Below are 22,400 nucleotides of genomic sequence, written 5' to 3'. Positions count from 1 at the left end.
GCCTCCGCTGCGCTCGGCGGACCTCTCCCCGCTGGGGAGAGGAGTACCGAGACGCTGCGGCAGCCTCCCTCTTCTCCCCAGCGGGGAGAAGGTGGCCCGAAGGGTCGGATGAGGGGGTTCTAACACTTAGCCTGCTAGCTATACCGCCGCACCGCGTCCTCCGCCGCACCGATTGCCGCCGGCGTCCCCGCCGTCACCCAGTGCCCTTGGAGTATTAGGCCATACAAGCGATTCGCCGCAATCGCGCGGTCGAAATAGATGTTGAGATTGAAGGCTCCCTCCGGAGCATCTGCGAGCAGCGATGACCGCATGGCGATCGCGCCGGCATAGACCACACCCTCGCCCTCGGGCATCACGCCATCGACTGGTCGGTAGCGCACGAGGCGCCCGTCGTCGTCCATGGCAAAGTCGATCTTGCCATCGTGCCCGGTCGTATCCTCCAGCCGCACGCAGAGCATGGCCATGTCCATGCTGTCTGCATCGAAGAATCCGGCTAACCTTTCGAGATTGGTTGGCTGTCCGGGCGTCTCGCCGACCCAGAACAGATCGGCATTCATCACGAACACATTCGTGTCCGGCAGCAGTTTCAGCCCCTTGGCCAGCCCGCCGCCGGAATTCAGCAGCATGTCCCGCTCGTCGGAAACCAGAATCTGCATCCCGCTGTAACCGGCGAGATGCGCTTTCATCTGCTCGGCGAAGTGATGGACATTGACCACCGCCGTCTCGCAGCCGGCGTCCTTTATTGTGTCGAGCGCATAATCGATCAGCGGCTTTCCCGCGATCTTCACCAGCGGCTTGGGAATCGTGTCGGTGATCGGCCGCATCCGCATGCCGAGCCCGGCCGCCAGCACCATCGCGTGGCGAATCACCTTGCTCATGCGACGGCGGCTTCCGGCGAATCCATGGTGATCACCCCCGCCCGCCGGCACCAGTCCTTGAGCGGCGCGTTGATCTCATGCTCGAAGGCCATCGAGAGATGCCAGAGCGTGCGCGGCATGTGGCGCATGTAGCTTTCCATGCCGTCACGCTGCCAGAGGCGTACCCACAGGCCGTTGAGGCGGCAGGCGCGCTCGGCCGACATGATGGCGAACGACTTGAGGAAGGCCTTGCGGTCGAACGGTCCCTGCGCCTCCCGCGCGCTCATATAGATCTCCATCAGCCGCTCCATCAGCGGCCGCTCGACGGTCACCCGCGCATCCTGCGCCAGCGACACCACGTCGTAGGACGACGGTCCGATGATTGCATCCTGGAAGTCGATGATGCCGACCCGATCGAACCCCTTCCGCCCCGCCATCCACATGATGTTCGGCGAATGGTAGTCGCGCAGCACGAGATTGGTCTCGAGCCCCGTGAGTTCGTCGATCAGGTAATCCCAGATCTCGAAATATTCGCGTGCTTCTGCCGCACTCGCCTTCTGGCCGCCGCGCCGCCAGGGAATGTGCCAGTCGAGCAGCACCTCGGCTTCGAATTTCAGCGTCTCGCGGTCGAAATGCGGTAGGTCGTGGTATTCGCCATTACCGACCGGCAGCCGTGCCGGCGGCTGTTGCTTGTGGAAATCGGCAAGCCCGCGCACCGCCTCCTCATAACGCTCGGCGATCGGCTTGCCCGATGCGTCGAGCACGCCCTCCGAGCCGAGATCCTCGATCATCAATATGCCCTGTTCGATATCCATCTCGTAGATATCAGGCGCCGAAAGCTTGATGCTTTTCAGGTATTTGCCGATCGCGATGAACGGCCGGACATTCTCGGCCAGATGCACCAGCTGCGAATAGGGCTTGCCGTCGCGGATCGGTGGACCATTCGGCCGCGCCGCCGAATCCATCAGGATGAACGGCTTGCCATCCACGGTCTTCACCCGCTCATAGGCGCGAAACGACGAATCGCCGATCAGGAATTTGCGCCGCGCACCCCGGTAGCCGTTCTCGTCCATGAAGGCGCGGATGGCATTCACCCGCGTCAGCCGGTCCGCGAACCGGCCCTCGCCGACATCAAGTTTCAGCCGGCGGCCCGCACCCTCATGCGAAATCTCGATCCGGATCGCATCCCCGGGCAGCGCCGATCCGGCCTTGTCAGGCCATTCGATCAGCACGACGCCACGCTCCAAGGCCTCGTCGAGCCCGAGCTCGGCCAGTTCGCTTTCATCGGCCAGCCGGTAGAGATCGAAATGCGCGACCTGATATTTGAGATCATAGCTCTGCACCAGCGTGAAGGTCGGGCTCGGCACTTCGAGTTCGTCATCGCCCGCAATGGCGCGGATCAGTGCCCGTGCCAGCGACGATTTGCCGGCGCCGAGATCGCCCGAAAGCGCCAGGCAGTCGCCGGGCTTCACGGTCAGCGCCAGGTCTTCGCCCAGCGCGCGGGTGGCTTCGTCATCGGCGAGAAAGTAGGAGAAAGTGGGCATAGAGTTCCGTTAATGTTATTCGGCGGCGCTCAGGCGCTCGTTTTTTTCGCCGGCGGGAATACGGCAGGTGACGCGGGTTCCGGTTCCCGGCGCCGAATCGACCGAAATCGAGCCATGATGCAGGTTCACGAAGCTCTCGACAATCGCAAGGCCCAGTCCTGCACCGGATTTGCGCCCGCCGCGCCCGTCGCTTTCGAAGCGGTTGAAGATTTTTGCCAGCATTTCCGGTGTCATGCCCGGTCCGGCATCGGAGACGGTGAAGACGAAATCATTCGCCTCGCGCCAGCATTTCAGCCCGATCGATGAACCATCGGGGGCGAAATTGGCGGCATTGGCCAACAGCTTGATGAAGATCTGTTTCAGCCGCTGGTGATCGGCCATCACGGCGCCGAGATCGTGGTCGGCGGTGATCTTCAGCGTCACGTCGTTTTCCTGCAGCCGGTGGGCGATCTGCAGCGACACTTCGTCGAGCAGGTCGTTGATATCGACGGGCTCCAGCGTGAGTTCCATGATCCCGGCGTCGACGGTCGCGAGATCGAGGATGTCGTTGACCAGCGTCAGCAGCACCGAGGAGGAATTCGAGATATGGTCGAGATATTCCGCCTGCCGCCCGGTCAGCGGGTCCATGCCCGGCGTGCGCAGCAGGTCGGTGAAGCCGATGATATTGGTCAGCGGCGAGCGCAGTTCGTAGGACACATGCTGCACGAAGGCATTCTTGAGTTCGTCGGCCTTGCGCAGGGCTTCGTTCTTGTCCTTCAGCGCCCGTTCGGCCAGTTCGCTGTCGGTGACGTTGACGAAGGTCAGCATGGTCTGGGCGTTCGGCAGCGGTATCACTGCATAATCGAGCACCAGTCCTGTCTTGAGTTCCAGCTTGCCGGAGATCTGCTCGCGCATGTCCTCGAAACTGGTGATGATCCGCGAATAGGTCTTCCAGCCGTCCGAACCCTCATAGCTCGGCAGGCAGGCCGCCTCGATCGCCTTGATATGGGTGCCCGGCTCGGCCTCGGCCGCCGAAATACCCCAGAGTGCCCGGAAAGCCGGGTTCGACAGCGTGATCCGCCCATCCGGCTCGAACACCGCAACGCCTTCGGCGAGATGATCGATCGTCTCACCCTGCACCTTGAGCAACGTATTGTAGCGGGTTTCGAGATCGACTTTCTCGGTCAGGTTCTCGAACACCCAGGTTGCGCCGCCCTGCGGACGGGCGGTGGCGAAGACGCGCAGCGTCTGGCCGTTCGACAGGTGCCAGACATCGGTATGGGTATCGAGCGAGCGGTAGACGGAAAGGATGCTTTCCTTCCAGGTCTTCCAGTTCAGCTGTTCGGGCAGCCGCGATACGGCCCGCAGCCGATCAAGCAACTCGCCATGGGCGGGCTGCGATTCCAGGAAGGCTATGTCGAGATCCCAGAGCTGGCGGAAGGCCTGGTTGTAATATTGCAGCTTCTGCCGGTCGTCGAAGATCGCCACCGGGGTCGCCAGCATATCGAGCGTCTCGGCGTGGCTCTTGATCGTCCGGTTCAGCTCGTCGCGGATCGCTTCCTGGCGCGATACGTCCAGCGCGATGCCGGCCGAGCCGCTCGGCGTCTTCACGTCCACCACCTCGTAATAGGTGCGGTTGCCGTTGACCACGGTCGCCACCTTGTCGCGGAACGGGTTATCCAGCGTCGCCACGGCCTTGATCTTCTCGCGGCTCACGGTCTCGAGCAGTTCGCGGCCTTCCTGCACCACGACATCGGTTGTCGGCGCCTTGACGGCCTCGCCAAAGGCATCGTTGACCCAGGAGAGCTTGCCATCCGGACTGCGCTGCCAGCTCGGCATGTCGACGGCATCCATCAGCGTCTGGAAGGTGCGGATCGAACCCTGCAGTCGGTCGCGCTCGATCTGCAACTCCGCCAGTTGGGCGCGCAGATTGTTGAGCGACACGAAGCGCACGAAAGCGCGGCCGCCGGATACCCGGCCCTGCGCTTCCAGCACCTCGTCGCGGCTTGTCTCCACCACGATGTCGAAGCTCGCCGCATCGGCGCGCAGCCTGTCGATCGCCCGTTCCAGTTCGCCCGCCGAACGAGGGCGGAGCCAGCGGCCAAAGGCTAGGAAGTCGCGGTCATTGACCGGCGCACCGGTTTCGGGCGGCAACTGGCCGAGAAATTCTGGATTTCCGTCCATTCCGTCCCAGATCACGATCCGGCGGTTCTTGTCCGCGATCAGCGCCTCGAAGCGCGAAATGCGGCTCTGGGCATCGGAAAGCGCGGTGCGGATCTGGCGGTTTTCGTTCTCCATGTCAGAGCGCTTGCGCATCAGGATGAAGGCGCCGATCAGCGAGACGGAGATCAGGCCGGCCGCCGCGGCAAAGCCGATCGTGTTGGAAGAGGAGAGCATGCGTTCGGCCGTCGGCACGGCAGCAAAGGCGGCGCCGGGAATGAGGGCGGTGGCTGAAAACAGTGCGTTGCCCAGCAGGTTGGAGCTTACGCCATCACGCTTCGCGCTCCGCAGCGGATTTTCCGCGCCCCGCGATCGCGTTGCAATGTCCTCGAATCCCGATTTCATCAGGCAGTCCCCGCTATTCCGCCAAATAGTCTTCTAATGCAGCCGGTCAGGCAGCGTTTTGACCCGAGGGTCCGACCGTCGTGCCGAAACGAGACTGTTCCGGCAAAAAGCTCCAGATCATGCGGAGCCTGTTGACTGCGAGCGCCTGACAATCGGGCCCGCTGACCGCTACCTGTCTCGTCCGCCGCCGCCGTGGGGTCGAGCTAGGTCACAGTCGAATCAACTTAGAAAACAATACTATCGCGGGCCTGACCAGCAAAGCGTTTTGCCCAAAAAAGAAGCCACGGCCGCAATTTACAGCCGTGGCTACAAGATTTGGTATAATGGTTAATAAAGTCTTAATACCGGTAGTGTTCAGCCTTGAACGGACCGGTTTTTTCGACCGAGATATAGTCGGCTTGGCTGTCCGAAAGCTCGGTCAGGCGCACGCCGAGCTTTTCGAGATGCAGGCGAGCGACCTTCTCGTCGAGGTGCTTCGGCAGCACATAGACTTCGTTCTTGTATTTTCCGTCATTGTTATAGAGCTCGATCTGGCCCAGCACCTGGTTGGTGAAGGATGCGCTCATCACGAAGGACGGGTGGCCGGTTGCGTTGCCGAGGTTGAGCAGACGTCCTTCCGAGAGCAGGATCATGCGGTTACCCCTAGGGAACTCGATCATGTCGACCTGCGGCTTGATGTTGTTCCACTTTAGGTTCTTGAGCGCCTGCACCTGGATCTCGTTGTCGAAGTGGCCGATATTGCCGACGATCGCCATGTCCTTCATCTCGCGCATATGGTCGAGACGGATGACGTCCTTGTTGCCGGTGGCGGTAATGAAGATGTCGGCGGTCTTGACGACATCTTCGAGCTGCACGACCTCAAAGCCGTCCATGGCGGCCTGAAGGGCGCAGATCGGGTCGATTTCCGTGACTTTCACGCGCGCGCCGGCGCCGGCCAATGAAGCGGCCGAGCCCTTGCCGACATCGCCGTAACCGCAGACGACGGCGACCTTGCCGGCCATCATCACGTCGGTGCCGCGGCGGATGCCGTCGACCAGCGATTCCTTGCAGCCATACTTGTTGTCGAACTTCGACTTGGTGACCGAGTCATTGACGTTGATCGCCGGGAAGGGCAGCAGGCCCTTTTCCTGCAGCTGGTACAGGCGATGCACGCCGGTCGTGGTTTCTTCGGTCACGCCCTTGATCGCATCGCGCTGCTTGGTGAACCAGCCGGGAGAAGCGGCCAGGCGCTTCTTGATCTGGGCGACCAGCACTTCTTCCTCTTCCGAGGTCGGGTTCGAAAGCACGTCCTCGCCGGCTTCGGCGCGGGCGCCGAGCAGGATGTACATGGTGGCATCGCCGCCATCGTCGAGGATCATGTTGGAGAAGCCGCCATCGGTCCACTGGAAGATCTTGTCGGTATAGGTCCAGTATTCCTCGAGCGTCTCGCCCTTGACGGCATAGACCGGAATGCCGGCGGCGGCGATCGCGGCGGCGGCATGGTCCTGGGTCGAGAAGATGTTGCATGAGGCCCAGCGCACTTCGGCGCCGAGCGCCACCAGCGTCTCGATCAGCACGCCGGTCTGGATCGTCATGTGCAGCGAACCGGTGATGCGCGCGCCCTTCAGCGGCTTCTTTTCGCCATACTCGGCGCGAGCGGCCATCAGGCCCGGCATTTCGGTTTCGGCGATTGTCAGTTCCTTGCGGCCGTAGTCGGCCAGGCCGATATCGGCGACAAGATAATCCTTGGCAGCGGTCATAGATGGTCTCCAGATTGATGGTGCCGGGTTTTGCCGGTCGCGGATTTGGCGGCTGAGCACGCCGAATTCGATAATGGCGAGCCGTTTACCAGCCTTCGATCAAAAAAGCAATAAGGATATAAAGAAGTCTTTATGTGATTGTCGCGACTGCCCTCGTGCCCCTGAGGCGCCAACGACGCCACGAATCCCTTCTTTCCGCGAGCGGGGAGAAGATGCCGGCAGGCAGATGAGGGGAGAACAAAGCACGGCGCCACCCACATCTCATCCCTTATTACTGATGCTTGAAGCATCACTATCGCTATGTCACACTCCCATTGTGATAGCGTAGGGATCACCCACATGATGACATCGGGTCAATTGCGCGCTGCCCGCGCACTCCTCGGCATAGACCAGAAGACGCTCGCCGAACTCTCAGGCGTCTCGGTGCCGACCATCCAGCGCATGGAAGCGAGCGAGGGCAATGTCAGAGGCGTCGTCGACAGCCTGTCCAAGGTCGTCGATGCGCTCAACCTTGCCGGCATAGACCTGATCGGCGACGGCGCCCAGAGCCTGGGCGGCGGGCGCGGCGTTCGCCTCAAGGAGACATCACCCAAGCCATAGCCATTCGCAAATTGCGACGCCGACCGCCGACATCAGCCGACGATCCCGCCGCCTTATCCCAAGGGTGCCGCAGATCATGCAAGCCAGTACCGCTTCCCAGCCACTCGACGCGCAACCGACATTCGCCGAACTCTATACGCCGAAGCTGGTCACGACGCTCCGCGAGGGCTATGGGCTCGCGAATTTCCGCGCCGATGCCATCGCCGGCCTCACCGTCGCCATCGTAGCACTGCCGCTCTCCATGGCCATCGCCATCGCATCCGGTGCCTCGCCGGCGCAGGGCCTGTTCACGGCCATCATCGGCGGCTTCTTCGTCTCAGCGCTGGGCGGCAGCCGGTTCCAGATCGGCGGCCCGGCTGGCGCCTTCATCGTGCTGGTAGCGGCAGCCGTCCATCAGCATGGCATGGAAGGGCTCATTCTGGCCACCATCCTCTCGGGCTTGATTCTCTCGGCAATCGGTTTTCTCCGGCTCGGCACTTATATCAAGTTCATTCCCTATCCCGTCACGGTCGGCTTCACCGCGGGCATCGCGGTGATCATTTTCGCCAGTCAGATCAAGGAATTGCTGGGCCTGACGCTGGCTGCCGAACCCGGGCCGCTGCTCGAGAAGCTCCCCGCCCTCTGGTCCAGCCTGCCCACAGCAGATCCGGCCACGATCGGGCTGACCGCCGCGACGGTCGTTATCATCCTGGGGCTCAAACGGCTCCGCCCCCATTGGCCCGGCATGCTCGTCGCGGTCGCCGTGACCTCGATCGCGGCGGGCCTGTTCGTTCTGCCGGTGGCGACGATCGGAACGCGCTTCGGCGGCATTCCGAACAGCCTGCCGATGCCGGCATTTCCCGAGATCAGTCTCGCCAAGCTTCAGGCTGTGCTGCCGACGGCCGTCGCGTTCGCGCTTCTCGGCTCGATCGAATCGCTGCTGTCGGCCGTCGTCGCTGACGGCATGACCGGACGCCGCCATCGTTCGAACTGCGAGCTCGTCGCCCAAGGCGTCGCCAATGTCGCCTCCGGCCTGTTTGGCGGGATCTGCGTGACGGGAACCATCGCGCGCACCGCCACCAATGTCCGCGCTGGCGCCCACGGCCCGATATCGGGCATGCTCCACTCCGCCTTCCTGCTGCTGTTCATGCTGGCCGCAGCCCCGCTTGCGAGCTACATCCCGCTCGCGAGCCTTGCCGGCGTCCTTGCCGTGGTCGCCTGGAACATGGTCGAGAAGCCGGCCTTCGCGACGCTCATCCGCGCCTCGCGCGGCGATGCGGCGGTCCTTCTGACCACCTTCCTGCTGACGATCTTCCGCGACCTGACCGAAGCGATCGTGGTCGGTTTCGCATTGGGCTCGGTGCTGTTCATCCACCGCATGTCGAAGACCACGTCGATCGAAAGCCACATGCCCTTCGTGCCCGATGACAGGGCAGATGATTCCAACGGCGATCGCAAGCCCTATGACGAAGCCACCGCCAGCGACCCCGATGTCATCGTCTACCGCATTTCAGGCGCGTTCTTCTTCGGCGCCGCCGCCTCGATCGGCTCGGTGCTCGATCGCATCTCGGACACCCACCGGCTGCTCGTGATCGATTTCACCGCCGTCCCGTTCCTCGATTCGACCGCCGCGAACACGATCGAAAGCCTCGCCCACAAGGCTCGCCGCCACGGCGTCGACGTTTACCTGACCGGCACCAACCACGAGGTCCGCAAAGACCTCTTCGCCCACGGCATCAAGCCGCCACTGGTGCATTACGCCGCCCATATCGAGGACGCGGTGGCCAAGGCGAAGGTCTAGTCGGGTAGGATCAGAGTATTTAAAATACTTTCCATATCTGGAAAGTCTCTTGTCATGGCAGTGGCGTTGCGCTAATGGTTTCCAAAATAGGAAACTATGAGGTTCACCATGTCGCTGACACTGTACATTCATCCACTCGCCTCATTCTGCCACAAGGTGCTGATTGCGCTTTATGAAAATGAAACCGAGTTCGATACGCAGATTGTCGATTTCGCCGATCCCGGCTCTGCGGCGGCCCTTCTCGACAAGTGGCCGGTCGGCAAGATTCCGGTCCTTCATGACAGCAAGGCCGCGCAAACGGTGCCGGAGACCAGCATCATCATCGAATACCTGCAGGCGAATTATCCAGGTGAGGTGAGATTGCTGCCGGCCGATCCCGACGAGCTGCTGCAGGTCCGGCAATGGGACCGGTTCTACGATCTCTATGTCAGTGTGCCGATGCAGAAGATCGTGACGGATCGGATCAGGCCTGCAAATGCCAACGATCCGCACGGCGTCACCGAGGCAAAGTCCACACTTGATCAGGCTTACAAAATGATCGATGCTCATCTCCAGGCAAAGCGGTGGGCGACAGGCGAAGACTTCACCATGGCGGATTGCGCCGCTCTGCCCGGCCTTTTCTTTGCGTCTATCGTGGATCCGTTTCCCGGTGATCGGGAGCATCTCAAGGCGTATCTGCAACGGCTGCTCGTTCGGCCATCGGTGAGGCGGGTCATCGCGGAAGCGCAGCCATATTTCTCGATGTTCCCTTATCGGGATGCGATGCCTGAACACTATCTGGGAATCTCATGAACGGCACATCGCCATCCATTTCATTCGACCGAATGTTCCAGGCCCTGGCGGACCCGAACCGGCGAGGATTTGTCGAACATCTCGCGCGCAAGCCGGCGTCCGTAAAGGAACTGGCCGCGTCCGCCGATGTCGGCTTGCCCGCGGTTCTCAAGCACCTGCGAATCCTGGAGGACGGCGGCCTTGTCATGTCGGAGAAGACTGGCCGGGTCCGTACCTATCGCATGCAGAAGGATGCGTTTGCCGCGATCAACGCTTGGATTGACCAGAGGCAGGCGGCGATGAACCTCGCCTTCGATCGTCTCGTGGCGCTGATGGCCGAATTGCCGGAAGAGGAAGAATAATGGGTGTGAACGTCAACCATCGAACCTTCGTCATCGAGCGCGAACTGCCCGGCCGCCCGACCCATGCCTTTCGCTTCTGGTCGGTCCACGCCCTCAAGCGCCGCTGGACCTCCTGCCACCCCGACTGGACGGTGATCGAGGATCGCATGGACTTTAGAGAGGACGGCAGCGAACGGATGATCTGGCACATGCCCGATGGGGTCGAGCAAAGCATGCTGGCGCATTATCTTGAAATCGTTCCCGCTGAACGGATTGTCTATGCCTATACGATGCGCTCGGGCGGCAAACCCATCTCCTCGTCCCTTGTGACTGTCGAACTGACCGGCAATGGGACGAAAACTCTCATGACCTACACAGAGCAAGCCGTCTTTGGCGACGTCCGCGATGGCGACATACGTGAAAGCGGTACCGGCAGCGGCTTCGAGCGGCTTCGCGAGGTGATGATGGCTGCGCTGGAAGCGCGGGAAGCATCGTTAAGTCCGTCCTGACCGGCAATCAGGGATGCACTCTGATTGAGATCGGGGCTTCAATGGAGGCAGTTGGTTTCCAATGAACAAGATCGGCCGACTTCTCGGCGCCGGCAAGGAGGCGGACGTCTACGAATACGGCGAGATGGCCCTCAAACTTTATCGGTCTCGGGCATCGAAAGGCTCGGCGTTCAGGGAAGCCGCGAATTTGGCGGTGCTTGAGGCGCGGTCATTGCCGACGCCCAGAATTCATGCCGTCGGGGAATATGACGGCCGCTGGGGCGTGCTCATGGATCGCGCGCCCGGCACCTGCTTCGCCGACCGGATCGCTTCGGCGGTACACATGTCCGACCTGGAGACGATGGCGCAGCTGCATCGACGCATCCATGAACAGCCTGGCAGCGGATTGCCCTCGCTCAAGGAAAGACTGTCCGGCAATATCCAGCGCGCGGAAAGCCTGCATCCCGCGGCCCGCGATCGTCTGCTTGGACAAATAGAGGCGCTTCCGGATGGGGATAGAGTATGCCACGGCGATTTTCATCCCTGGAATATCCATGAGTCCGCCAACGGCATCATAGTCTTGGATTGGTTGGATGCCTGCAGCGGTGATCCGGCCGCCGACGTCTGCCGGACCTATGTCCTGATGCATCACGTCTCCCCCGTCATCGCCGCCGACTATGTGGGAGCCTATGCAAGGGTGGCCGGATTGAGCCCCGCGAACGTTCTCGTCTGGCTGCCAGTGGTGGCGGCCGCACGTCTGGCGGAAGGCGTGGCAGCCGAAAACCATGCCTTGTTGCAGCTTGCGGGTGTCGCTCGGGACTAAATTAAGAATGGCGTTGATCGCCAGCCGGTCGGCTGGGGAGCTCCGACCCCTATATCTCCTCGCCGAACTTGTCGGCGATCAGCGCCTCGATCGTGTTGAGCGCTTCAGTCGCCTGCGCACCGGATGCCGTCACCATGATGGTCGAACCCGGCGCGGCGGCCAGCATCATCAGCCCCATGATCGAGGTGCCGCCCACCGTCATCCCGTCCTTCGTGACATGGATCTCCGCGTCGAACAGTTCGACCGTCTGGACGAACTTCGCCGAGGCGCGGGCATGAAGGCCCCTTTTGTTGATGATCAGGATTTCGCGTTCGAGGCCATCGTCCGCCATGGGGTTCCTTATTTTCCGGAGAGCACCCGGCTTGCGACATAGATGTATTTGCGGCCGGCCTCGGAGGCTTCGGCGAGCGCCTTCTGCATGTTGTTTTCGCCGCGCACGCCGGCGAGCTTGATCAGCATCGGCAGGTTCATGCCGGCGATCACTTCGGTATTGCCGCGCGACATCACCGAGATCGAGAGATTGGAGGGCGTGCCGCCGAACATGTCGGTGAGAATGATCACGCCATTGCCGTCATCTGCGGCGGCGACGGCGTCCACGATGTCCTGGCGGCGGTTGTCCATGTCGTCATCGGGGCCGATGGAGATCGTGCCGATCGCCTTCTGCGGACCCACCACATGTTCAAGAGCGGAACGGAACTCATCCGCCAGATGTCCATGTGTGACAAGCACCAGTCCGATCATGCTTTATAGAGCTCCGGTTTCGGTTTTTTATCGTTGTGGGCGGTGCTGATAGCGAGTTTGAACTGTCTCGTCCACTGTGTGGGCGGCCATCATGGCGATGAAACCCGGAAGTTCAAGTCAAAAATGCGCCATCTGTAACGTTTCGTTCACTACCTCAGCCCGGCATGTTGCGCGGAAAGCCCGGCAGCAGCGCGGCAAGCCAGGGAAAGGGATCGCGCACCCGCCGGTCCAGCATGATCAGCGGCAGTTCGATGCCCTGGTCGGCTTTCCAGCGCTGATTCTCCTCGGGAATCCTGTTGTCGGCATGCACCTCGATCAGCCGGATCGCATAGTGGAGCCGCGCTTCCGGCACGAAGTCGACTCTCCCGATGCCACTGCCCCTGAGCTCGATCATCCCCGCTATCGACGGTGGGCAAAAGCCGGTCACATCTCCGTTAACCGCCTCAAGGAAGACCTGATCGTCGCTCAGAAGCGCGGCAAAATGTCCCGCCATCCGGGCGCTGAACATGATCTGCAGCGCCAGCGACGATTTCCCCGAACCCACCGGGCCGGTGAAGATCAGGCCGGTTTCGCCCACCACTACAGCCGTGCCGTGTGCGAGGACGCGGGTCATAGCGATGCAGCCTGGGTGGCTGAGTGGTGTGGAACGGCGGCGGCGCAACTGGCTCCCGCTTCTCCCCTTGGGGAGAAGATGCCCGAAGGGCTCAGGCGCAGCCTGTTCGCGCCGGAGATGAGGGGTTGCGCGAAGCGCCGGCGACTGGATGAGAACCCCTCATCCGGCGCTACGCGCCACCTTCTCCCCAAGGGGAGAAGCGGGAGCAAGCTCTTCGCCCACCGCAAACCTAACTGTGGTTGCCCTGCCAACACCCTTCTCACGATTGCCCCTTTTCCGGCAGCACCAGCGTGAACCGCGCGCCCTTGCGCTCGCCGTCCGGTCCAAGCACGTTCACCGCATCGAGCGAACCGCCATGTGCCTCGGCGATCTGCCGGCTGATCGACAGGCCGAGGCCGGAATTCTGGCCGAAATCCTCGATTCCCGGCCGGTCGGTATAGAAGCGCTCGAAGATCCGGTCGATATTCTCCGCCTCGATGCCCGGACCATTGTCCTCGATCTCGACCACGCAATTGCCACCGCTCTTATGGAGCTTCACCGCGATCTTGCCGCCTTCCGCCGGCACGAAGGAGCGGGCATTCTCGATCAGGTTGCTGATGATCTGGCCGATGCGCGATTCGTGGCCCACCACCTTGAAGCCGCCCTTGCCCACCGCCTTGCGATCCGCTTCGAAGGTGACGGTCACTGTCTTGCCACGCGCCCGCACCTCGCTGGAAATCTCGCAGAGCCCGGCGAGCAGCTTTTCGAGATCGACCGGCCGCGAATCGGCGCGCGCCAGTTCCGCGTCCAGCCGTGAGGCGTCCGATATATCCGAGATCAGCCGGTCGAGCCGCCGCACGTCGTGCTGGATCACGTCCATCAGCCGCTTCTTGGATTCCTCGGTCTTGGCGAGCGGCAGTGTTTCCACGGCACTTCGAAGCGAGGTCAGCGGGTTCTTGAGCTCGTGGCTGACGTCGGCCGCGAAGCTCTCGATCGCGGCGATCCGGTCGTAGAGCGCATTGGTCATCTCGCGGATCGCCGAGGACAGGTTGCCGATCTCGTCCTGGCGGAAGGAGAAATCCGGGATCTCCTCGCGCGATTTGACGCCGCGCCGCACTCTGATCGCCGCCGCAGAGAGCCGCCTCAGCGGATTGGCGATCGTCGAAGACAGCAGGAGCGACAGGATGACTGTCACCATGGTGGCGACGCCGAACACCCGCATGATAGCCAGCCGCTCGGCATGCACGATCTGGTCGATATCGCCGGCCTGGGTCGACAGCAGTAGCACGCCTACCACGGCGCGGAAACGCTGCACCGGCACCGCCACAGAGACGATCAGTTCACCCTTCTCGGTCACCCGGACCACGGCGCCGCGTACGCCGGTCAGCGCGTTCTTGACCTCGGGATAGATCAGCCCGTCGCCACCGGGGCTCTCCTTATAGACCGGCAGGTTGGATGGCTGCAGCAGCCGGTTGAAGATGCCGGAAATCCGCTCCGACCACGATATCGATTCGTTATCGACCGGCGGCAGGTCGAAGCGCAGCACCTGGCCGCGGGCATAGAGGAAGCGCGAATCGAGGATCAGGTTGGCATCGGGATCGAAAATGCGCGCCCGCGTATGGGTCGGCGAGATCAGCCGCCGCAGCACCGGCGCGACCTTTTCCGGATCGATCGGGAATTCGAGGTCCTCGTCGTTCGGCACCGGCGTGATCGACTGGCCGGCCTGCAGCTCCAGCAGCTTTTCCGGGTCGATGGTGATCGAGTTTGTATCGATCGAGGCCGAGGCCGACACGGCGGATGCGATGATTTCGCCCTGGGTCAGCAGGCTCTCGACCTTGGCATCGATCAACCCCTCGCGGAACTGGTTGAGATACATGATGCCGCCGACCAGCACGACGAGCGCGACGAGGTTGAAAAACAGGATCTGCCGGGTCAGGCTGGAAAAGACCGCATGGCCGAGAATGCGCCGGATGAACAGGAACGGCCGCGACCAACGGCTCCGCCGCCGGGTGCGTATTCTCGGCGCCGTCCTCACTTCTTTCACCAGTTCTGCATCTGCAACAGCCATCTATACCCCGCCGGCGATCCCGTGTCAGGCGCCGGGGCCCTCGCGGAACCGGTAGCCGACGCCGTAAAGCGTTTCGATCATGTCGAAATCATTATCCGCCATTTTGAACTTCTTGCGAAGGCGCTTGATGTGGCTGTCGATCGTCCGGTCGTCAACATAGACCTGCTCGTCATAGGCCGCATCCATCAGCGCGTCGCGGCTCTTGACCACGCCGGGCCTGAGCGCCAGCGCGTGAAGAATAAGAAACTCGGTCACGGTTAAGGTCACCGGCATGCCCTTCCAGGTGCAGGTATGCCGCTCCTGGTCCATCACCAGTTGGCCGCGTTCGAGCGACTTGGATTGCACGGCACCCGGCTTGGATGCCGCAGCCGTCCCAGGCGTGGCGCCCGGCTCGCGGCCTGCCGCACCCCGGCGCAGCACCGCCTTCACCCGCTCGACCAGCAGGCGCTGGGAGAAGGGCTTGGTGATGAAATCGTCGGCGCCCATCTTCAGCCCGAACAGCTGATCGATCTCCTCGTCCTTGGAGGTGAGGAAGATCACCGGCAGGTCCGATTTCTGGCGCAGGCGCCGCAACAGTTCCATGCCGTCCATGCGCGGCATCTTGATGTCGAAGATGGCAAGCTGCGGCGGCCGCTGCAGGAGACCATCGAGCGCCGATGCGCCGTCCGTATAGGTCTCCACCTTGTAACCCTCCGCTTCGAGCGCGATGGATACCGAGGTGAGAATATTACGGTCGTCGTCCACGAGGGCGATTGTCAGCATGAGGTTCTCCGGAAAAGCCTTGTCTGTTGTCCGTGATGGCACGGTGCGACGCAGTTCATGAGTATAAAGGTGGAACAAATTGTGGCAAAGAGCCCTTGGGTTGTTTTTTAACCCCTGTGCCGTGACGGGACGCCGCGTCCGGAATCGGCATTCCGCCAGCATATTTCAAACGATTTAAAAAATAGGACTTTTATTTAAATCGATTAATACATTGATAGCATTGATATATTCGCATCTTTCCCACTTGTCTTTTTAAAATTCCTATGCCTTAGCTCCTGATGTCGAACAGAGGCTAACCTCATCTCGAAAGGATAGAGCCATGGAAGAACTCGGAATGACGAACCCGGAAAATCGGTTGGAAGCGTTTGGTTTTGAAGGCCTCGTTTCCGTTCGTTATAACTATTCCGAGCCGTATCTCTATGAGGACGCTATCCGGAATGGCGAGGCCGTCGTTACCGCCCAGGGCGCGCTCCGTGCGCTGACCGGCCAGCACACCGGCCGTTCACCGAAGGACAAGCACGTCGTCCGCGACGGCAATACCGAACCGCATATCTGGTGGGAAAACACCCGCGAAATGTCGCCCGAACACTTTGCAGTGCTGAAATCAGACATGCTGGCCCACGCCAAGGGTAAGTCGCTCTATGTGCAGGATCTCGTCGGGGGCGCCGACCGCGCCAATGCACTGCCCACCCGCGTGGTCACCGAACTCGCCTGGCATTCGCTGTTCATCCGCAACCTGCTGATCCGGCCGAAGCGCGAAGATCTCGAAACCTTCGTGCCTCAGCTTACGATCGTCGACCTGCCGGATTTCAAGGCCGATCCCGTTCGCCACGGCACGCGTTCCGAGACCGTGATCGCCTGCGATTTCACCAATGGCGTGGTGCTGATCGGCGGCACGTCCTATGCCGGCGAGATGAAGAAATCGGTCTTCACCGCGCTCAATTACCTGCTGCCCGCCAAGGGCGTCATGCCCATGCATTGCTCGGCCAATATGGGTCCGGATGGCGATACCGCCGTGTTCTTCGGCCTGTCGGGCACCGGCAAGACCACGCTCTCGGCCGATCCGAACCGCACGCTGATCGGCGATGACGAGCATGGCTGGGGCGAGGACGGCGTCTTCAATTTCGAAGGCGGCTGCTATGCCAAGACCATCAAGCTCTCGGCCGAATCCGAACCCGAGATCTTCGCCACCACCCAGCGTTTCGGCACCGTGCTCGAAAACGTCGTGCTGAACGACGACCGCATGCCCGATTTCAACGATGGTTCGCTGACGGAAAACACCCGCGCCGCCTATCCCCTGCATTTCATCCCGAATGCGTCGAAAACCGGCCTCGGCAGCCATCCCCGCACCATCATCATGTTGACGGCGGATGCCTTCGGCGTCATGCCGCCGATCGCGCGGCTGACACCCGACCAGGCCATGTACCACTTCCTCTCGGGCTACACGGCCAAGGTCGCCGGCACCGAAAAAGGCGTCACCGAGCCGGAAGCAACCTTCTCGACCTGCTTCGGCGCACCCTTCATGCCGCGTCACCCCTCCGAATACGGCAACCTGCTCAAGGACCTGATCGCGCGCCACGGCGTCTCCTGCTGGCTGGTCAATACCGGCTGGACCGGCGGCGCCTATGGCACCGGTCGTCGCATGCCGATCAAGGAGACCCGCGCTTTGCTGACGGCCGCCTTGTCCGGCAAGCTCCACAGTGCTGTCTTCCGCCGCGATGCCTATTTCGGCTTCGAGGTTCCGGTCGCCGTCGACGGCGTATCGACCAAGATCCTCGACCCGCGCTCGACCTGGATCAATGGCGGCGCCTACGATGGCCAGGCCCAGAAGCTGGTCGACATGTTCGTCGCCAACTTCGCCAAGTTCGAACGCCATGTCGAAGGCTCGGTCCGCGATGCCGCCCCCGGCATCCGCATGGCCGCCGAGTAAGCGGTACGGATTCACGTGAAACCCGGGCCGGAGGATTAGCCCGGATTGAGCCCCGCCATTGGCCGAGGGCGGTTAGGGGCGGCAGCGATGCCGCCCTTTTCGTGGTCACCGTCTAGCAGATTTCCAGCCCTCATGGCATGAAGCGTCAGGAGACAACGCCATGCCCGCTGACACGCTCTACATCGACGACACCATCACGATTGCCGGCTGGGAGATGACGGAAAGCTTCGTGCTTGCGTCGGGTCCCGGCGGCCAGAATGTCAACAAGGTGGCGACCGCCGTCGAGCTGCGCATCGACATCATGAACTCCCCGTCCCTGCCCGAGCGGGTCAAGCAGAACGCCCGACGCGTCTTCGGCCGCAAGCTGTCGAAGGATGGCGTCGCCATCGTCTTCTCCGATCGCTTCCGCTCGCAGGATCGCAATCGCGAGGACGCCCGCGAACGCCTCAAGGAACTCATCCTTCAAGCCAATCAGCCGCCCCCGCCGCCTCGCCGCAAGACAAAGCCGACCAAGGGCTCCATCGAACGCCGCCTCAAGGCCAAGGCCGGCCGCGGCGAGATCAAGAGGGGGCGAGGGAAGGTGGATGATGACTGAAGCGAAACTACTGGAAACCCGTACAGGTGCGTGGTATGTTTGACTGGGATGAAGAGAAGAACCGGGTCAACCGCGCCAAGCACGCGATCGATTTCTCGATCGCGTCATGGGTATTCCGAGACCCGCACTGGTATGGCTCGGAGGACCGGACCGCCGACTATGGCGAGGCCCGTTTTTGGGCAGTCGGTTATGTCGGCAATCGCATGATTACCGTGGTTTACACCGAGAGAAATTCTCAAATCAGGATCATATCCGCCAGAAGGGCAAGTCCACATGAGCGCTATTGTTACGAAGAAAATCGCTAGTGATCCAAACGACTTTGATTGGTCGCGCTTCGACGCCATGACCGACGAGGAGGCGGAAGCCAATGCGCTTTCAGACCCTGACAATCCGCCGAGGACCGAGGAGCAGCTTCGGAGCGGCCGACGCATATCACTCGCCAAGCATCTTCGTTTTCGTTTGATGCTCACCCAGGAAGAATTCTCCGCCCGCTACCACATCCCCCTCGGCACGCTCCGAGATTGGGAGCAGCATCGCTCGGAGCCGGATCAGGCGTCCCGCGCCTATCTCAAGGTCATTGCCAAGGACCCCGATTTCGTCGCCGCGGCATTGGCCGATGACAAGCCTGCGGCTGCTGCTGAATAGCCACCGGACGCTTCATCCTTGCGGGCGCCGGACGTCCGCTGTGGGCGCGTTGGCCTCCGCATTCAACACGCGCCGCCTCTCCAGATACGCCTCCAGCCCCCGCCTTCCGCGTTCCATGACCTGATTGTGATTCCAGGCAAAAACGGGCCGCAGAAGAAAGGCCAGCTTGACCATCCATGGTTTTGTCACCGCCACGATCCAGTCGTAGCGGACGGCCGTGCGGCCGCCCTGCGCGGCGATCGTCCAGCGACCGATGCCGTCGAGCTCGCCCTTCGCACGCGCTTCGATCAGCGTCATGGGCTCGACACGGGTGGTCGTGGTCTCGAACACGATGTCATAGGGCAGCGCGGTCGACCATGTCATGCGCCGCACAGCGCCGATTCCGTCCGCGTCGCCGGGATCGAGAAGCTCGACGCGCTTCACCGTCGGCCACCAGTCCGGCCAGCTCTCCGGCGCGACCAGCACCCGCCAGACCTCTTCGTCGGATGCATCAAGCACCCATTCCGTGACGAGGTAAAACTGCGTCGATGCCATGGCCATCCACCGCTTCGGGGCGCTCCTCAGCAGCCCGGGAGCGCCGGGCACACTTATGGCAATACGATACGCCGTCGCATAGCGGGTGCAACATGTTTCGCCGGCGTGTGGCACCCTACCTCTCCCCTTGTGGGAGAGGGTGAGGAACGGTCCGCGAAGCGGAGCAATCGATCCAGTGAATCGATTGCAGTGACGAACGAGGCCGGGTGAACACAGTGAATCCTTGGCCGAAGTTGGTGAGGGGTCACAAACGCGACGTCATCCTCGGGCTTGACCCGAGGATCTGGTGCGCTATCCGATTAAGCGCTTTAAAACAAACAGTTACCTCGCGCTTCTATCCACCCTTACCAGATCCTCGGGACAAGCCCGAGGATGACGTCGCGGTTGGTTCAATCTCTCGCAGAAAGCGAGCTTCGGGAGGGTTGCGGGGGAGCTCTTCCCTTCCTAAACACATCCTCGAAATGATATAGGAAAATAATCCTTTATATTCCTCCAAACCCATGCCATAATCCGTCCCGTTCCGCATCGGCTACACCCTGAGGCGTCAGGGCGAGGCGGGACCGGTGACCGGCATGGAGAAGCGACGCAAGTCTCCATGCGGGGCGTCCGAGAGAAGGGCCAGCCCTCTGGGCCGAAGCCGCAAGGCCTCGACCCGGACGCACATTGGTCATGTGCACATGCCCGTTTCCCAAAGCTCCTCAAAGGCTGCGGGACAACGGGCGCAGAGCTGGTGAGTTCGAGGATGGAGCACACCGCTTAACGGGGCACGGCGACGTGTCTTAACGGCCCGTTCCACAGGCGGGCCTATTACCCTGGCACGGAGACGTGCCCCGGCCGATCTCTCATGCCGAGTGCAGGAAGATCGGGGACGTGCATGGTCAAACCACGGGGCGGAACGGCTCGCGTGAAGGAAGGGGTGTGTCTGGTGAATGACGGTGAAGATCACAGCGGCAAGGGGTACGATTGCAAAGAAAACCGGGTTGCGGGCAGCCTGTGCATGCAGCAAAATCCAGCCTCGCCAAGAATTTCAGGCACGATCCCATGACCCAAACGCTCCCACCCGGCATTCGTCACCTTCCCATCTATCTCGATCGCGCGTCGCAGGAACGTTTGCTCGAAGCGGTACGCGCCATCGTCGCGGAGGCGCCGCTCTACATCCCCGCCATGCCGAAGACCGGTAAGGAAATGTCGGTCAGGATGACCAATTGCGGTTCGCTCGGCTGGGTCACCGACAAGGAACGCGGCTATCGCTACCAGCCAACACATCCGGTGACGGGCAGGCCCTGGCCTGATATCCCCGACATGCTGTTCGAGATCTGGCGCGACACGGCGGGCACCGACATTGAGCCCGAGGCCTGCCTGATCAACTATTATGATTCCAGTGCGAAAATGGGCCTGCACCAGGATCGCGACGAACAGGAATTTGCCGCACCCGTCCTCTCCATCTCGCTCGGCGACGATTGCCTGTTCCGCGTCGGTGGCCTGAAACGCAGCGACCCCACCACGTCTCTCCGGCTGCAAAGCGGCGATGTCGTGGTGATCGGTGGCGAAAACCGGCTGGCCTTTCACGGTGTCGACCGGATCTATCCCGGCACATCGATGCTTCTGAAGCGAGAGGGCCGGATCAACCTGACAATGCGGCGAGTGACTCCGGCTAACAAAGCAATTCCAGGAAAAGTGTGAAGCGGTTTTCCGTCCGGAATTGCGCAAACAAAAAGGCTAAAGTTTCCTAAGCGACACCTGCTCGACCAGATGGTTCTCGCCCTTCTTGAGGATGAGGTCGGCGCGCGGCCTGGTCGGCAATATGTTGCGGTGCAGGTTCTTCAGGTTGATGTTCTTCCAGAGATATTCCGCCCGCTCCAGCGCCGCCTCGTCGGTGATCTCCGAATAGCGGTGGAAGTAGGACTCTGGATTGACGAAGGCCGTCTTCCTGAGCCGCATGAAGCGGTCGACATACCAGCGATGGATCATCTTCTCCTCGGCATCGATATAGATCGAGAAGTCGAAGAAATCCGACACCATCGGCACGATCTTGCCATCCGCCGGAAGATCCCGCGATTGCAACACGTTGATTCCCTCGAAGATCAGGATATCGGGCCGGTCGACGATCTGGAAACTGTCCGGCAGCACGTCGTAGGAGAGATGCGAATAGAGCGGTGCCGGGACATTCGATTGCCCTGCCTTGATCGCCGAGAGGAATTTGAGCAGCGACGGCATGTTGTAGCTCTCGGGAAAGCCCTTGCGCTCCATCAGCACGTTTTCTTCGAGATAGCTGTTGGGATGCAGGAAACCGTCCGTGGTCACCAGATCGACCTTCGGGCTCGACGGCCAGCGCGACAGGAGCTCCTTGAGGATACGCGCGGTGGTCGACTTCCCCACCGCGACCGATCCGGCGATGCCGATGATGAATGGGGTCTTCTGGTCATTGGCGAGATTGAGGAAACGCTTGCGCTGGGCAAACAGGATCTGCGACGATTCGACATGCGCCGAGAGCAGCCGCGACAGCGAGAGATAGATCCGACGCACCTCGTCGAGATCGATCGGGTCGTTGAGCGAGCGCAGCCGCTTGACCTCGTCGGCCGTCAGCGTCAACGGCGTATCGGCCCGGAACTTCGCCCATTCCTCGGCGGTGAAGAATTTATACGGCGAGTAGTCGGCATCCCTGAGATGATCGAGCGCCACGCCGTCCGGGCTGATTCGCAATTCGCGATTCATGCGTCTGTCCTCGCGGCCTTCTCGGCAATGCCTGATTTTGTCGTGCGCCGTTCGAGTTCGGTCATGACATTGGCAAGCGGAATGCCGGCGACATTCAGCACCACGAGCAGATGGAACAGCAGGTCGGCGGCCTCGTATGTGAGATTTTCGCGATCATCGGCGATCGCCGCGATCACCGTCTCGACCGCCTCCTCGCCGAGCTTCTTGGCGGCCTTCTTCTGGCCACCGGCGACGAGTTTCGCGGTCCAGGATTCCTCGGGCGAGGCTTCCGCGCGCGAAGCCACGATCCTTTCGAGATCGGCAAGCGTAAAGTCGCTCATCCGCAATTCCT

General features: G+C 61.6%; 23 protein-coding genes. 11 read left to right on the top strand and 12 right to left on the bottom strand.

Features of this window, described 5'->3' with window-relative positions; all coding sequences use genetic code 11:
• Positions 1 to 134: 134 nt before the first annotated feature.
• From ACSQ26_RS24705 to ahcY, 4 genes are all read right to left on the bottom strand, one after another.
• Complete coding sequence (locus tag ACSQ26_RS24705) at positions 135 to 878, bottom strand: nucleotidyltransferase family protein (RefSeq protein WP_436013631.1); 744 nt, start codon at positions 876 to 878, stop codon at positions 135 to 137.
• Positions 875 to 2,401, bottom strand: a complete 1,527-nt coding sequence (tsaE, locus tag ACSQ26_RS24700; RefSeq protein ID WP_436013629.1) for a tRNA (adenosine(37)-N6)-threonylcarbamoyltransferase complex ATPase subunit type 1 TsaE — start codon at positions 2,399 to 2,401, stop codon at positions 875 to 877. Before tsaE ends, ACSQ26_RS24705 begins: the two co-directional genes overlap by 4 nt.
• A gap of 15 nt (positions 2,402 to 2,416) precedes the next feature.
• Positions 2,417 to 4,945, bottom strand: coding sequence for an ATP-binding protein (locus ACSQ26_RS24695; RefSeq protein WP_436013627.1), 2,529 nt, complete (start codon positions 4,943 to 4,945; stop codon positions 2,417 to 2,419).
• Between the two features lie 338 nt (positions 4,946 to 5,283).
• On the bottom strand, positions 5,284 to 6,684 hold the full coding sequence (gene ahcY, locus ACSQ26_RS24690; RefSeq protein WP_436013625.1) for an adenosylhomocysteinase: 1,401 nt from the start codon (positions 6,682 to 6,684) through the stop codon (positions 5,284 to 5,286).
• Between the two features lie 339 nt (positions 6,685 to 7,023).
• Between ahcY and ACSQ26_RS24685 the strand changes: the two genes are divergently transcribed.
• The 6 genes from ACSQ26_RS24685 to ACSQ26_RS24660 all read left to right on the top strand — a co-directional run bounded on the left by ACSQ26_RS24685 (position 7,024) and on the right by ACSQ26_RS24660 (position 11,487).
• Entirely contained in the window at positions 7,024 to 7,284 is a 261-nt protein-coding gene (locus tag ACSQ26_RS24685) for a helix-turn-helix domain-containing protein (RefSeq protein ID WP_436013623.1), read from the top strand.
• A 76-nt stretch (positions 7,285 to 7,360) separates the two neighbouring features.
• Positions 7,361 to 9,064, top strand: coding sequence for a SulP family inorganic anion transporter (locus ACSQ26_RS24680; RefSeq protein WP_436013621.1), 1,704 nt, complete (start codon positions 7,361 to 7,363; stop codon positions 9,062 to 9,064).
• A gap of 108 nt (positions 9,065 to 9,172) precedes the next feature.
• Positions 9,173 to 9,856: a glutathione S-transferase family protein gene (locus ACSQ26_RS24675; RefSeq protein ID WP_436013619.1), complete on the top strand. Its 684-nt coding sequence runs from the start codon at positions 9,173 to 9,175 to the stop codon at positions 9,854 to 9,856.
• Positions 9,853 to 10,197, top strand: a complete 345-nt coding sequence (locus ACSQ26_RS24670) for an ArsR/SmtB family transcription factor (protein WP_436013617.1) — start codon at positions 9,853 to 9,855, stop codon at positions 10,195 to 10,197. Before ACSQ26_RS24675 ends, ACSQ26_RS24670 begins: the two co-directional genes overlap by 4 nt.
• Positions 10,197 to 10,685: an SRPBCC domain-containing protein gene (locus ACSQ26_RS24665; protein ID WP_436013615.1), complete on the top strand. Its 489-nt coding sequence runs from the start codon at positions 10,197 to 10,199 to the stop codon at positions 10,683 to 10,685. Before ACSQ26_RS24670 ends, ACSQ26_RS24665 begins: the two co-directional genes overlap by 1 nt.
• A 61-nt stretch (positions 10,686 to 10,746) precedes the next feature.
• Positions 10,747 to 11,487 (top strand): phosphotransferase family protein, encoded by a 741-nt coding sequence (locus ACSQ26_RS24660; protein ID WP_436013613.1) that lies wholly within the window; start codon positions 10,747 to 10,749, stop codon positions 11,485 to 11,487.
• Positions 11,488 to 11,536: 49 nt separating this feature from the next.
• Here the strand turns inward: ACSQ26_RS24660 and ACSQ26_RS24655 are convergent, their stop codons facing one another.
• The 5 genes from ACSQ26_RS24655 to ACSQ26_RS24635 form a co-directional block, all read right to left on the bottom strand.
• Positions 11,537 to 11,818 (bottom strand): HPr family phosphocarrier protein, encoded by a 282-nt coding sequence (locus ACSQ26_RS24655; RefSeq protein ID WP_436013611.1) that lies wholly within the window; start codon positions 11,816 to 11,818, stop codon positions 11,537 to 11,539.
• 8 nt (positions 11,819 to 11,826) lie between these two features.
• Positions 11,827 to 12,228 (bottom strand): PTS sugar transporter subunit IIA, encoded by a 402-nt coding sequence (locus ACSQ26_RS24650; protein WP_436013609.1) that lies wholly within the window; start codon positions 12,226 to 12,228, stop codon positions 11,827 to 11,829.
• Positions 12,229 to 12,382: 154 nt separating this feature from the next.
• The gene (locus ACSQ26_RS24645) at positions 12,383 to 12,841 is read right to left on the bottom strand and encodes an HPr kinase/phosphorylase (RefSeq protein ID WP_436013607.1); all 459 of its coding nucleotides are present in this window, start codon (positions 12,839 to 12,841) and stop codon (positions 12,383 to 12,385) included.
• A 259-nt stretch (positions 12,842 to 13,100) separates the two neighbouring features.
• Positions 13,101 to 14,888 (bottom strand): stimulus-sensing domain-containing protein, encoded by a 1,788-nt coding sequence (locus ACSQ26_RS24640; protein WP_436013605.1) that lies wholly within the window; start codon positions 14,886 to 14,888, stop codon positions 13,101 to 13,103.
• A 24-nt stretch (positions 14,889 to 14,912) separates the two neighbouring features.
• Entirely contained in the window at positions 14,913 to 15,650 is a 738-nt protein-coding gene (locus tag ACSQ26_RS24635; RefSeq protein ID WP_436013603.1) for a response regulator transcription factor, read from the bottom strand.
• A 319-nt stretch (positions 15,651 to 15,969) separates the two neighbouring features.
• Here ACSQ26_RS24635 and ACSQ26_RS24630 point away from each other — a divergent pair, with 319 nt between their 5' ends.
• The 4 genes from ACSQ26_RS24630 to ACSQ26_RS24615 all read left to right on the top strand — a co-directional run bounded on the left by ACSQ26_RS24630 (position 15,970) and on the right by ACSQ26_RS24615 (position 18,820).
• Entirely contained in the window at positions 15,970 to 17,580 is a 1,611-nt protein-coding gene (locus ACSQ26_RS24630) for a phosphoenolpyruvate carboxykinase (RefSeq protein WP_436013601.1), read from the top strand.
• Positions 17,581 to 17,740: 160 nt separating this feature from the next.
• Complete coding sequence (gene arfB, locus ACSQ26_RS24625) at positions 17,741 to 18,175, top strand: alternative ribosome rescue aminoacyl-tRNA hydrolase ArfB (RefSeq protein WP_436013599.1); 435 nt, start codon at positions 17,741 to 17,743, stop codon at positions 18,173 to 18,175.
• 35 nt (positions 18,176 to 18,210) lie between these two features.
• A complete protein-coding gene (locus ACSQ26_RS24620) occupies positions 18,211 to 18,480 on the top strand; it encodes a BrnT family toxin (protein ID WP_436013597.1) in 270 nt (89 codons plus the stop codon).
• A 37-nt stretch (positions 18,481 to 18,517) separates the two neighbouring features.
• Positions 18,518 to 18,820: a helix-turn-helix domain-containing protein gene (locus ACSQ26_RS24615; RefSeq protein ID WP_436015457.1), complete on the top strand. Its 303-nt coding sequence runs from the start codon at positions 18,518 to 18,520 to the stop codon at positions 18,818 to 18,820.
• Positions 18,821 to 18,832: 12 nt separating this feature from the next.
• On the opposite strand, the gene ACSQ26_RS24610 is transcribed toward ACSQ26_RS24615, so the two are convergent.
• Positions 18,833 to 19,354 (bottom strand): SRPBCC family protein, encoded by a 522-nt coding sequence (locus ACSQ26_RS24610; RefSeq protein WP_436013595.1) that lies wholly within the window; start codon positions 19,352 to 19,354, stop codon positions 18,833 to 18,835.
• 1,041 nt (positions 19,355 to 20,395) lie between these two features.
• Here ACSQ26_RS24610 and ACSQ26_RS24605 point away from each other — a divergent pair.
• A complete protein-coding gene (locus tag ACSQ26_RS24605) occupies positions 20,396 to 21,037 on the top strand; it encodes an alpha-ketoglutarate-dependent dioxygenase AlkB family protein (RefSeq protein ID WP_436013593.1) in 642 nt (213 codons plus the stop codon).
• A 36-nt stretch (positions 21,038 to 21,073) separates the two neighbouring features.
• On the opposite strand, the gene coaA is transcribed toward ACSQ26_RS24605, so the two are convergent.
• On the bottom strand, positions 21,074 to 22,069 hold the full coding sequence (gene coaA / locus ACSQ26_RS24600; RefSeq protein WP_436013591.1) for a type I pantothenate kinase: 996 nt from the start codon (positions 22,067 to 22,069) through the stop codon (positions 21,074 to 21,076).
• Positions 22,066 to 22,389, bottom strand: coding sequence for a phosphoribosyl-ATP diphosphatase (locus tag ACSQ26_RS24595; RefSeq protein ID WP_436013589.1), 324 nt, complete (start codon positions 22,387 to 22,389; stop codon positions 22,066 to 22,068). The genes coaA and ACSQ26_RS24595 overlap by 4 nt, the downstream gene beginning before the upstream one ends.
• Positions 22,390 to 22,400 lie beyond the last annotated feature (11 nt).

Origin of the sequence: Rhizobium sp. LjRoot254, from assembly GCF_964254105.1 — a bacterium.
Lineage (GTDB): Bacteria > Pseudomonadota > Alphaproteobacteria > Rhizobiales > Rhizobiaceae > Rhizobium_E.
Note: the sequence above shows the minus strand (reverse complement) of the source record. Positions and strands in the feature narration are given on the sequence as shown.